The organism is Mesorhizobium sp. WSM4810, assembly GCF_055811235.1.
In genome coordinates this window covers 1-14,750 of record NZ_JBVVQV010000054.1, presented here as the reverse complement: position 1 = coordinate 14,750, position 14,750 = coordinate 1, and the positions used below count along the sequence as shown (strand labels likewise).

The 14,750-nt window shown below is 61.5% G+C and carries 8 protein-coding genes and 11 pseudogenes; 14 read left to right on the top strand and 5 right to left on the bottom strand.

What is annotated here, in order from left to right; translation table 11 throughout:
• Window positions 1-285 precede the first annotated feature (285 nt).
• Window positions 286-1,042 (top strand): annotated as a pseudogene (locus AC0L3O_RS34730) (transposase family protein); the annotation flags it as partial.
• A 182-nt stretch (window positions 1,043-1,224) separates the two neighbouring features.
• Here the strand turns inward: AC0L3O_RS34730 and AC0L3O_RS34725 are convergent.
• Window positions 1,225-2,220, bottom strand: a complete 996-nt coding sequence (locus AC0L3O_RS34725) for a succinylglutamate desuccinylase/aspartoacylase family protein (protein ID WP_473618054.1) — start codon at window positions 2,218-2,220, stop codon at window positions 1,225-1,227.
• Between the two features lie 346 nt (window positions 2,221-2,566).
• On the opposite strand from AC0L3O_RS34725, the gene AC0L3O_RS34720 reads away from it, so the two are divergent.
• Genes AC0L3O_RS34720 through AC0L3O_RS34705 form a run of 4 tightly spaced genes read left to right on the top strand, consistent with a single transcriptional unit; the run spans window position 2,567 to window position 4,237 of the window.
• Window positions 2,567-2,761 (top strand): hypothetical protein, encoded by a 195-nt coding sequence (locus tag AC0L3O_RS34720; RefSeq protein ID WP_473618053.1) that lies wholly within the window; start codon window positions 2,567-2,569, stop codon window positions 2,759-2,761.
• A complete protein-coding gene (locus AC0L3O_RS34715) occupies window positions 2,751-3,086 on the top strand; it encodes a recombinase family protein (RefSeq protein WP_473618052.1) in 336 nt (111 codons plus the stop codon). Before AC0L3O_RS34720 ends, AC0L3O_RS34715 begins: the two co-directional genes overlap by 11 nt.
• A 28-nt stretch (window positions 3,087-3,114) precedes the next feature.
• Window positions 3,115-3,945, top strand: coding sequence for a recombinase family protein (locus AC0L3O_RS34710; RefSeq protein ID WP_473618050.1), 831 nt, complete (start codon window positions 3,115-3,117; stop codon window positions 3,943-3,945).
• Complete coding sequence (locus AC0L3O_RS34705; RefSeq protein ID WP_473618049.1) at window positions 3,902-4,237, top strand: hypothetical protein; 336 nt, start codon at window positions 3,902-3,904, stop codon at window positions 4,235-4,237. Before AC0L3O_RS34710 ends, AC0L3O_RS34705 begins: the two co-directional genes overlap by 44 nt.
• A gap of 278 nt (window positions 4,238-4,515) precedes the next feature.
• Here AC0L3O_RS34705 and AC0L3O_RS34700 read toward each other — a convergent pair.
• The 3 pseudogenes from AC0L3O_RS34700 to istA all read right to left on the bottom strand — a co-directional run bounded on the left by AC0L3O_RS34700 (window position 4,516) and on the right by istA (window position 8,078).
• Window positions 4,516-5,547, bottom strand: a pseudogene (locus tag AC0L3O_RS34700) (IS110 family RNA-guided transposase).
• Window positions 5,548-5,632: 85 nt separating this feature from the next.
• Window positions 5,633-6,556 (bottom strand): annotated as a pseudogene (gene istB / locus AC0L3O_RS34695) (IS21-like element helper ATPase IstB).
• A pseudogene (gene istA / locus AC0L3O_RS34690) lies at window positions 6,553-8,078 on the bottom strand (IS21 family transposase). The pseudogenes istB and istA overlap by 4 nt, the downstream one beginning before the upstream one ends.
• A 130-nt stretch (window positions 8,079-8,208) precedes the next feature.
• On the opposite strand from istA, the gene AC0L3O_RS34685 reads away from it, so the two are divergent.
• Window positions 8,209-8,928, top strand: coding sequence for a hypothetical protein (locus AC0L3O_RS34685; RefSeq protein WP_473618048.1), 720 nt, complete (start codon window positions 8,209-8,211; stop codon window positions 8,926-8,928).
• A 177-nt stretch (window positions 8,929-9,105) separates the two neighbouring features.
• Here AC0L3O_RS34685 and AC0L3O_RS34680 read toward each other — a convergent pair.
• A pseudogene (locus AC0L3O_RS34680) lies at window positions 9,106-9,387 on the bottom strand (Mu transposase domain-containing protein); the annotation flags it as partial.
• Window positions 9,388-9,554: 167 nt separating this feature from the next.
• On the opposite strand from AC0L3O_RS34680, the gene AC0L3O_RS34675 reads away from it, so the two are divergent.
• The 8 genes and pseudogenes from AC0L3O_RS34675 to AC0L3O_RS34640 all read left to right on the top strand — a co-directional run bounded on the left by AC0L3O_RS34675 (window position 9,555) and on the right by AC0L3O_RS34640 (window position 14,458).
• Window positions 9,555-9,848 carry a hypothetical protein gene (locus AC0L3O_RS34675; protein ID WP_473618047.1) on the top strand — a complete coding sequence of 98 codons (294 nt, stop codon included), beginning with the start codon at window positions 9,555-9,557 and terminating at the stop codon, window positions 9,846-9,848.
• Between the two features lie 149 nt (window positions 9,849-9,997).
• A pseudogene (locus tag AC0L3O_RS34670) lies at window positions 9,998-10,765 on the top strand (IS5 family transposase).
• Window positions 10,765-10,964: pseudogene (locus AC0L3O_RS34665) on the top strand (hypothetical protein); the annotation flags it as partial. The pseudogenes AC0L3O_RS34670 and AC0L3O_RS34665, both read left to right, overlap by 1 nt.
• A gap of 241 nt (window positions 10,965-11,205) precedes the next feature.
• Window positions 11,206-11,376: pseudogene (locus AC0L3O_RS34660) on the top strand (transposase); the annotation flags it as partial.
• Between the two features lie 79 nt (window positions 11,377-11,455).
• Window positions 11,456-11,913, top strand: a pseudogene (locus AC0L3O_RS34655) (recombinase family protein); the annotation flags it as partial.
• A 113-nt stretch (window positions 11,914-12,026) separates the two neighbouring features.
• A pseudogene (locus AC0L3O_RS34650) lies at window positions 12,027-13,135 on the top strand (IS110 family RNA-guided transposase).
• Window positions 13,136-13,674: 539 nt separating this feature from the next.
• A pseudogene (locus AC0L3O_RS34645) lies at window positions 13,675-13,992 on the top strand (DUF736 domain-containing protein).
• A gap of 139 nt (window positions 13,993-14,131) precedes the next feature.
• On the top strand, window positions 14,132-14,458 hold the full coding sequence (locus AC0L3O_RS34640; RefSeq protein WP_473618045.1) for a hypothetical protein: 327 nt from the start codon (window positions 14,132-14,134) through the stop codon (window positions 14,456-14,458).
• Window positions 14,459-14,750: the final 292 nt, after the last annotated feature.

Sequence of the window (14,750 nt, the reverse complement as noted above, 5' to 3'; positions counted from 1 at the left end):
TTTTTTTTTTGGTGTTGTAAAACACCTAATTTTACCACCCAGGGGGTTTTCATCTTGGGGGTGCCTTAACTGGGTTTGTCGGGATTTTTTGCAGAAGGCCGGAACGACGCTCGAGACCAACAAAACTGCAAAACAATGAGCGGGTCAGTTCTTCGTTTCACCCAGGGGTCAAATCCTCACTTCGCTTGACAGATGTCGCTATGGCTTTGGGCCAAGGTTGAATAGAGTGCCGTATGCGCTGTAAGGTGCACGTACGGTTCGGGGAGGGGAAGCGCTCGCGCGCTTCCCACTCCACAGTTTTTCTGCGGCTTCGAGTTCTTCCAGCACGAGCCGCCGATCGATGCCAGCACGATGACGCGCTGGCGCAAGCGGATCGGGCCCGAGAGGCTGGAGGAAATGCTGAAGGCAAGCGTCGACGTGGCACTCGAGACGGGGACTGCAAAGCCCGGTTCGCTGGAGCGGATCACCGTCGACACGACCGCGCAGCCGAAGGCGATCGCTCACCCACCGACAGCCGGCTCTACCTCAAGGCAATCCAGATCCTAGTGCGTCAGGCCAAGCGGTACGGCATCGTGCTCAGGCGGCGCCACACGCGGTTGGCCACGGCAGCGGCGGTGCGGGCGGGTCGCTATGCGCATGCCCGGCAGTTCCGCCGGATGCTTCGCGAACTCAAGCGCCTTCGCACCTATCTCGGCCGGGTGTTGCGCGACATCGGCCGCAAGATGGCCGGCAATGATCGGTGATGATCGCCGGCCGCAAGCGTGGCCTGACAGCCACCATGCGTCGGGAACTGAAACGACGATCGGCCATTGGGGCCACCATAGGTCATATGAAGACCGACGGCCGACTGGACCGCAACTTTCTCCTCGGCCATGCTGGCGATGCGATCAATGCGCTGCTCGTCGCCGCAGGCCACAATCTGCGACTGATCCTCACGGTTCTCGCTCTTTGGCTTGCCTGGTGCCTGCAAACACTCCAGCCGACAACGGCGAAATCGGATGCTTCCACCCGGCTTCACGGATTCGGAATATCAACGCCTTAGCCGTTATTCAGGGCCGACTTGTTAACATATTGGGCCAGCGCGCTATCGTTGAGACGCCGCGAAGCAGACTTCGTCCCGCACAGTTGGGCTTCTTTAACAGCCTGCTAAGTAATTCACGAGGCACCTGCATCTTATCTCCTTTTCCTGCGGATGCAGCCAGGAGTTGGATGCGCTTCAGACCCTCAGAGTTTAAGCGGTCGCGCGAGGAGCGCTACTACTTCGTTGGCGTCGACATGGGCCCCCGATCCTACGCCCAAGATGATGGATATCCCCGGCGCGCGTATGTCGATGGACTCAGCCGATAGCGAATCGATCGGATGCAGGACGCCTATGATATCTCCCTGCTTCACTTCATCCAACACCGAGCAGCGAGGTTCGAAGATGCCCCGAGCGGGCGATTTCAGCTCGTCGGACGGGCGCGTCTCCAGTGACTGGCTGGACTTCCTTTGACGGAATGTTGGATACTCGGCTTTTCCCTCGACCAGCCCAAGCGATATGAGCGCGTTGCGCACTCCAGCCTCGTAGATCGCGAGATTGTCCGCGCCGACCGTGCCGCCGCCGAATTCAGCGCAAACAAATACTTTGCTCTGGTTTTGGGCCTCGATATCGAACATTCCAGCCGTGTCGTTGTGTTGCCAGACTAATGTCAAGGGCAATTTAAACGCTTCCGCCATCTTCACAGTCCTGGCCATAAGATCGGGATCGGCAATGGGGTGCGTCGTGGCTGCCGGTGGACAATCCCATGTTGGCCCGAAGCTGTGCAGATCAAATACCGTGTCGGCCATTGGTAACAATACGCGCGAAACCGCATCCGCGATTCGTTGTGTTACTGACCCGTCGGCGCGCCCTGGAAAGACGCGATTGAGATTCAACCCATCAAGCGGCGTGTTGCGGCTCCAGGCCTCAACGGCCATCGGATTGAGCACCGGTAGGATGATGACCCTTCCACAGATCTGCTCTTTTGGCAGCCACTTGATAAGCCGTCGCGCAACGATTGGCCCCTCCAATTCATTGCCATGATTTCCGCCGGTGACAAGAAGATGCGGTCCCTCTCCTTTATTGAGACTGAAGACCGGGAGCGAAAGCTCCCCACGGTCGCTACCTCCCGGGACAACAAGATGCCCCCTGCTCACGCCGGGCATATCCAGATCAAACGTGAGATGCGGTGCTTCGTCCATTGTTCAGCCTTATTGTGAGTGCTCACGCAACCTTAGCCGGTTACGTCCTTCGCTCTGCAAGCATGGCCCAAGTTACCGCCAGTTTTCCAATATAAAGTCCTGGACCGAGCCATCGCGTTTTCAGATGGCCCGCCGGCACTCCTCTTAACGGCCCCAGGTCGATCCCCGGCGCAACTGCTGCATTCGACGCTCGGCATCAGTGTCCATCCCCGCAGCATCGAACGAGCGATCGCCCGTAAAAAAACGGTGAGTCCCATGCGAGCGCGCCGGTGCTGCCGCACGGCTGCAAGGATTCTACGAGCCGCTGCGCGCCGCCGTCCTGTGCGGTCAGGCCTGCGTCAAGGACATGGGCGCCATCGTTTTTCATGGCTTTTGGCAAGGGCTGGCGGTGCTGATCGCGGGCCCTCAGCCTTCCCCGCCGATGCATCGGCGGCCGGAACCGCCGCCTACGGCTTCGGCGGTCGTGCACGATCGCCAGCTCGTGCACATGCTCGCCAACATGGTGCTGGCAGCAGAGACGCGAGGCAATCATGTCTACTGACATCGCCATGAAGGTTGGCGCCGACCATCTGCGGCGTGATGCGTTCCTCTACGTGCGTCAGTCCTCTCTTCGTCAGGTGTTCGAGAACACCGAAAGCACCAAGCGGCAATACGCTTTGCGCGATCGCGCAGTGGCGCTGGGCGGGCCGATCGAACGTGTCCACGTCATCGACAGCGACCTCGGCCTCTCCGGCGCGCAGTCGCAGGACCGCGACGGCTTCCAGCACCTGGTGAGTGAAGTGGCGATGGGGCAGGCAGGGATTGTGCTGGGGCTGGAAGTGTCGCGCCTGGCCCGCAAACAATGCCGACTGGCACCGTCTCCTTGAGTTGGCTGCCCTGTCGCGCACCCTCATCATGGACGAGGACGGCGTCTACGATCCGGCCTATTTCAACGATCGCATGCTGCTCGGGCTGAAGGGCACGATGAGCGAGGCCGAACTGCACATCCTCAAGTCGCGGCTGCAAGGCGGCATTCTCAACAAGGCCGCCGCGGCGAGCTCGAGGTGCCGTTGCCGATCGGGTTGGTCTATACCCCTGACGCGCGGGTCGTGCTCGATCCCGACCGACAGATCCAGGATACCGTGCGGCTCCTGTTCGATACCTTCCGCGAGACCGGCTCGGCCTGCGCCGTCGCGCCGCCTGCGGGGCGAGAAGATCCTCTTTCCCCGGCGTATCCGTCGCGGCATCGGCAAGGGCGACGTCCTGTGGAGCGAAATCGATCATCCCCGCGTGCTCCAGATCCTGCACAACCCGCGTTATGCCGGCGCGTTCGCCTATGGGCGCACGCGCACCGCCTACAATGCCAAGCTCAAGTCCGTGCAGCTGCGCGTGGCGAGATCCGACTGGCAGGTGCTTATTCCAGAAGCCCACGAAGGCTACGTTTCCTGGGCCGAGTACGAGCGCAATCAGACCATCCTGGAACAGAACGCCACCGGCTTTTCACCCGGCCTGCGTGGACGCATGCCTCGCCAGGGCGGTCTGTTGCAGGGACGGCTGCTGTGCGGTCGCTGCGGTGCACGCATGCGCGTCCATTACGAGCCGTTCGAGGGGCGGCTGCGCCCCTATTATGTCTGCAACGAAGCCGTCGTGCGGCACGCCGGCAAACATTGCCAATGTGCGCGGCGCTCCAGTCGACGACGTGGTGAGCGCGCTCCTGCTGGAGGCGATGGCGCCGGCAGCGATTGACGTCGCGCTTGCCGTGCAGCAGGAGATCACCCAGCGCGTGGAGCAGGCCCCGGCGCTGCGCGGCACGCAGCTGCAACGCGCCCGCCACGAGGCTGAACTGGCCCACCGGCGCTACCTGAAGGTCGACCCGGACAACCGCCTGGTCGCCGACGCGCTGGAAGCCACTGGAACGCACGGCTGCACGACCTCGACGCACTCCAGCGCGAGCACGAGCGCCAGAACGAAGCCGACCGCTCGCTGCTGGATGCGCCAGCGCAGAAGCGCATCAGGGCTCTGGCCGCCGATTCTGTAGCGCGACATATGTGGAACGGCCACGCGGGCAAGCGCTTGTTCAGACATTTCATCCAGCGGGATAGGTGCGGTCATATGTCCGGCCTTTCAGCGCAGTCTAAGACCGCCGGCCTCGATGAAATTCGCGATGCGAGGGGCTGATCAATCTGACGCGCTGTAAGCGCATTGTCGCGCCGGCCTCTCTCGCCTCGGGATTTCGTCCCGTGGGTCATCGTCCAATTGTGCACCTCGCCTCTGTCCGGCATCGCGCCGGCCGGTCCGTCCTGGTCGTCGTTCGGCTCAGGCGCGTGCTGCGCCGCTTGCCTCACCAGTATTTCGATATGTCCCGCCCTTAGTGAGCAGCGCCCAGATAATCCTCGCCATCTTGTTGGCGAGCGCGACCGCGACGACCTTGAAAGGCCGCCGCGCCAAAAGGGTGACTAGCCATCGCAGCGCTTTGTCGTTTCCCTTAACGCGCCGCAAGACCGACGTCGCGCCACAAACGAGCAGCGAGCGGAGCGGCGGGTTGCCCATTTTCGATATGCCGCCGAGCCGATCCTTGCCGCCGCTCGAATGAGGCTTTGGCGTCAGTCCGATCCAGGCGGCGAAGTGACGGCCGGATTTGAACCCGCCGGGATCCGGGATCAGCGCTTTGACGGAAGCCGCCGTGATCGCTCCGACGCCCGGAATTGTGGTCAGCCGTCGCATGTCCCATCGCGCTTCGCCTCGCCCTCGTTCGAGCTTGTCGATTTTGACGCGTCAGCGCCTCGATCTAATCGGTGATCTCAGCCAAAGCCAGTCGAGCGGCTTTTGGCAGGCAAACGTCCTCCTCGTCCCGTACGACCTCGATCAACGCAGCCACTTTGGCCGTGCCGAGGGCGGCAATAACGCCCAACTCCGACAAATGCCCGCGAAGCGCGTTGACCGCCTGGGTTTGCTTGCGGATCAAAAGGGCACGCGTCCTCAGCACCATGGCTGCCGCTTGTTGATCAGCCGATTTGATCGGAACGAAACGCATGGTCTTGCGGGTGACGGCTTCGCTGATCGCTTCGGCGTCGGCGGCGTCCGTCTTGCCCCGTTTCACGAAGGGTTTCACATAGATCGGCGGGATCAAACACACGTCGTGACCGAGCGCCGCGATCTCGCGCGCCCAATAATGCGAACCGCCGCATCCTCCAAACCAACCAGACACGGCGGAAGCTTTTCGAAAAAGGCCAGCAGCTCGGCTCGACGCAGTTTGCGATTGAAAATCGGCGCGCCTTCGGCGTCGGCGCCATGAATTTGAAAAACGTTCTTGGCCAAATCCAGGCCGATGGTGCTAACCTGCTTCACGGAACGGCTCCATTCCTTGTGGCGTTGCTCGCAACGACCACGTTTTGCACTTAGATGCTGTCGGTAGCGGGGCCGTTCCACACCATCAATCTGGGAGAGAAGCGCGCGACAATCTGGATGATAGTCTGCTGTCGCGGCGGTGGTGATGATTGCGGCATTGATCGTCGGGCTCAAGGAGTTTGTCGGTTTGATTGTCGCGCGCGTCAATCAGGAGCGACGTTTGCTGGCGTTGCGTATGATGCGGGGCGACCGGGGCCCCGCTTTCGTTCGATGGCCTGGCGCCGCCGATATCTCTCGACGTTCAGCTCGAAGATGGTGGCGTGGTGGACGAGGCGGTCGACCGCGGCGAGCGTCATGGCGGGATCGGGGAAGATCTTGCCCCATTCGCCGAAGGGCTGGTTGGCAGTGATGAGCATGGAGCGCCGTTCGTATCGGGCGCTGATGAGTTCGAACAGCACGCTGGTCTCGGCCTGGTCCTTGGTGACGTAGGCGAAGTCGTCGAGGATCAGCAGGTGGAAGCCATCGAGTCGATTGATGGCGGCTTCGAGGCCGAGTTCGCGGCGCGCGACCTGCAGCTTCTGGACGAGATCGGTGGTGCGGGTGAACATGACCCGCCATCCGTTCTCGATAAGGGCGAGGCCGATGGCGGAGGCGAGATGGCTCTCCCGCCGGGAGGGCCGAACAGAAGCAGGTTGGCGCCCTTCTCGAGCCAGCTGTCGCCGGCGGTGATCGCCATCACCTGCGCCTTCGAGATCACCGGCACGGCCTCGAACTCGAATGTGTCGAGGGTCTTGCCGGGCAACAGGCGGGCTTCGGCGAGATGGCGCTCGATGCGGCGCCGATCGCGTTCTGCCAGTTCGTGTTCGGTGATCGCGGCGAGGAAGCGGGCGGCGGGCCAACCTTCCTTGTCGGCCTGTTCGGCGAACTGCGGCCACATCCCCTTTATAGCAGGCAGTTCGTTGAGCAGGAGGCTGAGCCTTGCGGCATCGACGGTGCTGTTCGTTTTCATGCCGCGTCTCCCGTCATAGTGAGTTCGTGGCTAGTGCCGATCAGGTCTTCATAGGCGTCGAGCGTGGCCAAGAGGCACGACGACATTCGGCAGCCGGGAAGGATCCGGGGCGAACCGTTCGCGCAACGCAGCCATGTCCGGCAATTGCCGTGCTTCGTTCGCGACGTCCAACTGATCGGCCAGTCCGCTCTCGCAGCCGCGCTCGTGCGCGAGGGCGAGGACTTCGACCATGGTGCGGCAGGCCTGACGCTCCGGCAGGCGATCCACAAGCATGTCGAAAGTTCGTCGATACGCCTCGCGGGGAAAGAGCTGGTCGCGGTAGACGAGGTTCATGAGCGCCATCGGCTTGCGGCGCAGTGAATGGATGACATGGCGATAGTTTACGACCTGGTCGTGCTTGCCGGATGGAGAGGCTCGTCCGCGCGGCAGCCTCATGAGCTGGGTTCCGCCGATGAAGATATCCAGCCGATCGTCGAAGAGCCTCACCCTCAGGCGGTGGCCGATCAGCCGCGAAGGCACGGTGTAGAACACCTTGCGCAGGGTGAAGCCGCCCGAGGAGGTGACGCGCACGGTGACTTCCTCGTAGTCGGACGTGCGCCGCACAGGCAGATCCTGGAGTTCTGCGCGCTCGACGTCGATGCGCTTGGAATTGCGCGCATTGCAGCGACCGACGATCTCGTCGACGAAGCGACGATAGGCGGCCAGAACGTCGAAGTCGCTCGACCCTCTCATCAGGAGCGCGTCATGGATCGCACGCTTTAGGTGGCCGTGAGAACCTTCGATGGAGCCGTTCTCGTGCGCGATGCCGGCATTGTTGCGGGTTGCGGTCATGCCGTAGTGGGAGACGAGGATCTCGTAGCGACGCGCCAGGTCCGCGCGAGCATCCCCGTCCAGGTTGCGGAACGCTGCGGACAGGCTGTCCGAGCGGTGCTCCCGCGGCACTCCCCCGAGCGACCAGAGCGCGTTCTGCAGGCCTTCGGCCAGCGCCACGAAGCTCTCGCCGCCGAGCACGACATGGGCATTCGAAGCCGGAATAGGCGAGTCGGAAATGGTAGAGCCGATGATCGAGCGGCTGACCGGCGATGGTGACGCCGGCGCCGCTCATGTCGGTGAAGTCCGACAGGCCGACGCGGCCGGGCTCGTGCACCTGCCGGAACATGACTTCCTGTTCCTCGCCATGAACCGCGCGCCAGGATCGAACGCGGCGCTCGATCGTGCGGCGAATGCCGGCGCCCAGTTCGGGATGGCGCCGCAGTATCTCCTCGAAGATGGTGATTGGCCGAATGCCGGGCGCCGCCTTGAGCAGCGGCACGATCTCGGCCTCGAAAATGTCGGCGAGCGGATCAGGTCGGCGGCGATCCCGCGGCGCCTTCCTCTGCGAAGGCAGCCTCGAATCCTTCTCCATGCGATATGCCGTGGCCGTGCTGATCGACGTCTTCGCCGCCGCGACGGCCGTCGTGTGGGTTTGCCGGAACTTCATGAAAAGCCTCATCTGGTGATCGGTTACGTGGCGGACGGGCACAAAAACCACCGGCATACCCGGTCGACCGCGACCACAAGACGATGCCCGGAAGGGATCGCCGGCGGCGGCTTGAAACTCCGGTCGGGCTACGCTCTCCCTGCCTCTCAAGCCGCCGGCATTCTCATCCTGATTGACGCTGCGCTCTCACGTTGATTGCCGCGCCGCAGCCGATTTCCCGCGCATCTGGAAAGACGAGCGCACCGGTGCCGTCGAACGCAAGCGCATGCTCGGCCTTCTCATCGAAGACGTGACGCTGCTCGTCGACGAGCAGGTCAACATCCATATCCGTTGGCGCGGCGGGCGCGCCCAGAGCCTGTCGGTGACGAGACCACGGCCCATATCAGTGATGCGCAAGACGCCGGCACAGGTCGTGGCGTTGATGAACGAGCTGCTGGAGACCACCAACGACCAGCAGATCGCCGCCCGTCTCAATGAACTCGGGCATCGCAACTGGCGCGGCGAACCCTTCACCCTGAAGAAGGTCATGCTCGTGCGCCGCACCTATGGATTGAAGAACCGGTACGAACGGCTGCGGGAGAGCGGAATGCTGACGGGCGAGGAATTAGCCCAGCAGCTCGGCGTGTGCGCCTCTACCGTTCACCAACTCGGGCGGAAAGGCATTTTCAAGCGCCATCGATACGCCACCAACCATCGATACCTGTACGAACTGCCGGGTAATGTCAGACTCGAAAAAGGCGCCGGCAGTCGATATGGTGGTCGTCCGGTTCCCTATGTGGGAGCCGCAGTTTGGGTCGCAGTAGCGGGTTCCATTTCTGATCTGGTTGAAAAGCGCCCCAAACCGAGGCGACCACCATCACCGCTGCGGCTGCACAGCATTCTGCGCCAGTAACGCTCCACGACCTGGTATACCTTGATAAGCGACCGGAGATTTCCGGCGACGCCGTAATAGGCAGGGTCGTTTGCGAGCGCGCCGCTTCGTCCAGCAGCGTATCGAGCTGATCCCGGATCGCGGTCAGCTTTAGCCGGTCGAGCTGAGCCACCAACATCTCGTGATCGATCGCCGTCATCACCAGCCGCCTCCCACCAGTGCCTCATATTCGACCAGCGGCCGCAACAGAGCGGAAGGCGCAACGATCTCCGCCGGCGTCGATCGTACCGGCCCAGCAGCGCCAACCACGCCAGCAAGATGCGCGCGCTCGACAATCCGTTGGCGACGTCCACGGCACAAGGCATGATCCGCCACCACCTCGCCCGCATGACGCACGATAACGCGCCCGCCCAGCACCACGATTTGGACGCTCTCCCCGATCAGCCGCCAGGGAACCAAGTAACTGTTCGTGTCCAGGTCGTTCCTGATCACCGGCGCCATGTCACGCCCGACAGTGCTAGGTCGTGAACCCATAAATGCGGAATCACCGGGGTGGTTTACGGCCTTCGGGTTCGCGCCTTCCTTCCAGAAAAGAGAGGTTGGCGTGCGGGTCGGGGTCTCCTATCGTCAATCAAAACGCGACACTTTTGAAGCCGAAGGTTGCCATTGGTGAAAACCTTTCTACGCATCATCCTTGCGGTGGCCTCAATCCTGATCGTCATTGTTCGGTTGGTATATTTCTGTTTTCGGCGACCACCTCGGTTGGCACAGAGCAAGATCAAATTGAGGGTATGAAGGTCGCGGGCGTCTGCCTCGTGCTGGCATCTGGTGTAACACTAGGCTGGATCGTTTATGGCCTGCGAGGTGCATGGCGGGTCGTCAGCGCGGTGCCATTCGCGCTTCTTATCTGCCTTGGGCTACTTTGGATTTCGCCGGTGTAGGCAAGCGCAACGCTTCGTCCCGATGCCAGCAGCAGCGCCCCAGCAAATCGCCGCCACTGGTGGAATTTCCTACGACGGGATGAACGGCAGAGTTGGGTCGTTCCCGACTGAGGCTTTCCTATTGCGGCGAACTCTGATTCAGGCTCATCATGAGCCGATATGACCTAACCGACTTCGAATGGCGCGTAATTGAGCCGCTGCTTGCCCAACAAGCCGCGTGGAGTGCCGCGCGTTGACGACCGCCGTGTGCTGAACGGCATTTTCTGGGTTCTGCGATCTGGTGCACCATGGCGAGACCTGCCCGAGCGATACGGCCCACGCACCACCTGCTACAACCGCTTCGTTCGATGGCGCAAAGCTGGTGTGTGGGACCGCCTCATGGAGGCCATCACCAAAGCCTATGACGGCAAGGTGCAGATGATCGACACCTCCGTTGTTCGCGTCCATCAGCAGGGCGCGACGGCAAAAAGGGGGGTCGAGATCATTGTCTCGGTCGTTCCCGAGGCGGGCTGACAACCAAAATCCATGCTCTTGTAGATGCCGAAGGCAGGCCTATCCGGTTGATGCTCACGGCAGGCCAGAAGAGCGACATCGCATCGGCACCGGACTTAGTCGCCGACCTGCCCGAAGGTGCCATGTTGCTGGCCGACAAAAGCTATGATGCCAACGCGCTGCGTACCGCCATAACTGAGCGCAACGCATGGGCAAACATCCCGCCCAAGGCCAACCGCAAAGACCCGATCTGCTTCAGCCCGTTCCTATACAAGGCCCGCAACCTGATCGAGCGCTTCTTCAACAAAGCCAAGCAGTTCCGTCGCATCGCGACACGCTACGACAAGCTGGCTGAGAACTATCTTGCCGCCCTCAAACTCGTCGCTATCCGTATCTGGCTACGCAGTTATGAGTCTACGTCCTAACCCGTAAATCGATCGTCGAGGGATCATGGCTGGCACGGATGCTGCGCCGCAAGCCGTTCGTGTTGGTCGCGATTTCGCGCTTGCGAACAAGATGGCACGGGCGATTTGGGCGATGATGACCAAGAAAGAAGATTATCGAGATCCGGCGCGAGTGGCGGCTGCTTGGTGGATAATATGCCGCAAAAGCTGGCGTCGGTGAAAGAGGTGTAGGAAGTCGACGACCTGAATGGGCACAATGATCGAAAAGATCTGGATCGGGAAAACCAGCGTGGTTCTTCGAGCTGAGAGCTCGCCTATAAGATTTGGACCCGGTCCGCAGATCACCATACCGGCCAGCGGCTTCTCGAAACGCCGCGATGAAAGGCCTGAGAGAAGAACGCACTCGATCACCCAACTACGTCAGCTTAAAAAGCTTCTTGCATCAAGGGCGGCAACCAGAGAAGAACCACGCCGCGATCGATCGCCGGCACGGCTTCATGCGCGGCTGGAACGTCACGAGCGCGGCGGCCTATGACGGCGCGCAGCTTCGCAATGTCCTCAACCGCGCCAACACCGGTTCGACTGTCTGGGCCGACACGGCCTATCGCTCGAAAAAGAACGAGGAGTGGCTGGAGAAGGACTGTGCGGCCTGGTTGAAGCGCGCGTCATAGATCTCGACGGGGTGTACAATCCCTGTCGGCCTAACGATTCGTCCTGAAGAACCCCTTCTACGCCGGGGTCTATGTCTATGGTAAAAGCGAGAAGCGAACGGAGATTGTCGATGGCAGGGCTCGCAAAAGCTACGGCCACAACAAGCCCCTTTGGAACGTGGGAAGTGCTGCTCCAGGATTATCATGAAGGTTATATCGATTGGAGTGAGTTTGAGCGGAACCAGCGCCATATCGCCGTCAATGCTTTTGGACAGAAAGGCGGCATCAAGTCGGGTCGTGGCGGCCGTGCGCTGCTTTCGGGCCTGCTCACCTGCGGCCGATTTGGAAGGGGGTTGGGCGTTGTCTATTCGGGCCGGCCTCCGGGTCATCCCTATTACCGCTGCGAACGTATCAACCAGATGATGGCCAAACCGCGATGCATGACTTTTGGCGCATCTCGCATCGACCCTGCCATCGGCAAAAGAGATATTAAGAGCCGTGACGCCAATGGCGATCGAGATCCGATGAGTAATGGCGGCGACCTGCTCTGATGCGGCGGACGTTGTTGGCCGTTACGGAAAGGAGCAGGAGATGACGCCGAGCGGTTTGAAAGCAGGGCAGCTCACAAGGAACTGGATGCGATCGTCGTTTCGATCGAGTTGAGCAAGAAGGCGTGGCTGATCACCTCGATTTCGCCGGGAGCTGGCGAGAAGTTGTCGCGCCATACCATCCCGGGAGGAGATAGTTTGGGCTCCTCGACCGCCTTGGTCAACTGAAGCGCAAGGCTCGTGACCGAACTGGACGGGATTATCCGTTCATCCTCATCCAGGAAGCTGGGCTCGACGGCTTCTGGGTCCACCGGGTTCTAGAGGCGGAAGGCCACGAAGCCACGTCGTTGATGCGGCGTCAATTGCCACGTCGCGGCGTAAGCGACGGATTAAACCGGATCGGCTTGACGGGGAGACCCTTATCCGAGCGCTGTTGGCCTTCAAGCGTGGGGAGCCGCGGGTCTGCTCGATGCTTCGCGTGCCGTCGCCGGCGGAAGAGGACCGCCGCCGCATTCGTACGGGAACGCAAGGTGTTGATGGAGGAACGCATCCGGCACAGCAACCGGATCAAGGAGCTTCTCTTCTCACAGGGCATCACCGGCTACGATCCTCTCCGGCGGGATCGTCGCGATCGGCTGGAGACACTTCGCACAGGCGATGGGCGGGATCTGCCCGCACACATGAAGCACCAGGTCCTGAGCGAGTTCGACCGGATGGAGATGCTGCTCGAGTCAGATCAAGGCAGTGGAAGCCGAGCGGGACGCCATGCTTGCAGAAGAACGGCGATCGGCGCGGGAAGTCGCCTTGCTGTCGAAGGTCGTCGGTGTCGGGCCGGAATTTGCCGCCGTTCTCTGGGGCGAAGGGCTATTCCGTCACTTTGGCAATCGAAGGCAGGTGGCTGCCTATGCCGGCCTTGCGCCGACGCCCTGGCAGAGCGGATCGATCGACCGGGAACAGGGGATCGGTAAGTCCGGAATCCGCGATTGCGATCGACGCTACTGGAAATGGCCTGGCTTTGGCTACGCCACCAACCAGGTTCGTTGCTCAGTCGATGGTTCAACGACCGCGTTGCCCAGAACGGCGGCCGCTTCAAGAAGGTGATGATCACGGCGTTGGCCCGCAAGCTGGTCGTGGCTTTGTGGAAGTACGTCAGCGCCGGCGTGGTGATAGAGGGAGCTGTCGTCAGGCCATGACGACCTGTTGAATTGTAGTTCGGCCCAGGCCTGATCAGCCTCGCCGGAACCAGGTGCATCGCGGCATGGGTTAAACGCCGTCATCGAGACTGGTCTCGTCCCCCTGAGCCCTTGCCGCCGAAGGCGGGATTATGGTGCGGCCGCACGAGCGGCGACCGGATGTGAGGTTGATACGTGCATCAGCGCGGATCAGGAAACGGGCTCAGACCTCAGGTTCGTGTAGCGGGACGGATCGCCCCGCTTGTGCCGGATGCGTGGCAGAAGGACCGATAACCAGCGCCGTTCTCGTGAGACTCATGCCGGGGACCTCCCTATACGGCCTCTCTTCTGGCTGGTCTGGCGCCGGCCCGGCCTTGACCTGCAACGGCTTCGCCGACCTTCTTCCCCCTGATCGCGAGCGATCATTCCTCGCGAGGCAACAAGCTCGGCTACCGCCGTCCTCCGCTAGCGCTGCGGTCCCATAGGATGCAGTCGGCCAAGCCGTCGCCGCTATCGAGGCCGCATAGGGCGGCTTCGAACAACCAGTCAGGAGAACGACAATGGCTACCATCGGTAACTTCCAGCAGTCCGGCGATAACGAGTTCAACGGCGAGATCGTCACTCACTCCAGGCCAAGAAGGTCCGTATCGTTCCCGATACGCGCTCCAGCGGCGAAAACGCTCCCAGCCACCGGGTCTTTGTCGGCCGGATCCGGCGCCGCCTGGTCCAAGCAGTCCAATGAGGGCCGCAACTACTTGGGTCTCTAGCTCGACGATCCCAGCTTCACCGCCCCGATCTACGCCAACCTCGTCGAGGACAAGAACGATCATGGCTACAGCCTCATCTGGTCACGACCAAACCGCCGCAACGGCGACTGAGCACCTCCGACACGACGCCCCGTACCGGACAGGGCGTCGTTCCCAAAACCCCCAGCCACTCAGCAGCTCAAAAACCACAGCTTGACGAGTGGTCCCTCATGTGAGTGGAAGCTGATCGTGCGTATCGGGATAATCTGGAATGAACGACTTGCAGCAAGCTCGATACGAGGCATCTCTCGCTGAGCGTCGCTATGCCGCTTGCGACCCCGACAACCGGCTGATCGCTGCCCAACTTGAGAAGAGCTGGGAGGCAGCGTTCAGGCGCGTGGAAGCCTGTGAAGCGGGTTTGGCCCAAGCGCGACAAATCGATCTTGTCACCCCAGTTCCCGATTTTGCCGGGCATTGCCACCGACCTGGAGGCTGCCTGGCGCGCCTGACGTCGATATGCGTTGCCGTCAGCAACTCCTCCGCACCCTCGTGTCGGATATCCCTGACGTCGATGAAGGGCAACGTGAAATTATTTTGAGGATCCACTGAAGGGGTGGCCAGCACTCCCAGCTGCGTATTCGCAAGAGTACTCCGGAGGCCGCCCTTGCCGTCATGCGGTCTGCCTGCACCACGACGTCGAGCCAATGGCGGCGGTCGGCTCGGCCACGAACTAGCAGTGTCGTATTGAAAACTTCCTCACCGTGCGAAACAAGTGTTAGACGCACAACCAGCGCAGCTTGGTGATATTGAATACCGGCGCATTGGTGTTGAACAATGCGCCGGCGTTCGCGCAAAACGGGGGAACTCAGTAATTTACCAACAGGTCACGG

What these genes read in the sequence shown, in the direction of transcription:
- AC0L3O_RS34640 (WP_473618045.1), top strand. Translation starts at nt 14,132, where the DNA reads ATGAACGACTTGCAGCAAGCTCGATACGAGGCATCTCTCGCTGAGCGT.
- AC0L3O_RS34710 (WP_473618050.1), top strand. Translation starts at nt 3,115, where the DNA reads ATGGACGAGGACGGCGTCTACGATCCGGCCTATTTCAACGATCGCATG.
- AC0L3O_RS34720 (WP_473618053.1), top strand. Translation starts at nt 2,567, where the DNA reads ATGGGCGCCATCGTTTTTCATGGCTTTTGGCAAGGGCTGGCGGTGCTG.
- AC0L3O_RS34725 (WP_473618054.1), bottom strand. Translation starts at nt 2,220, where the DNA reads ATGGACGAAGCACCGCATCTCACGTTTGATCTGGATATGCCCGGCGTG.
- AC0L3O_RS34715 (WP_473618052.1), top strand. Translation starts at nt 2,751, where the DNA reads ATGTCTACTGACATCGCCATGAAGGTTGGCGCCGACCATCTGCGGCGT.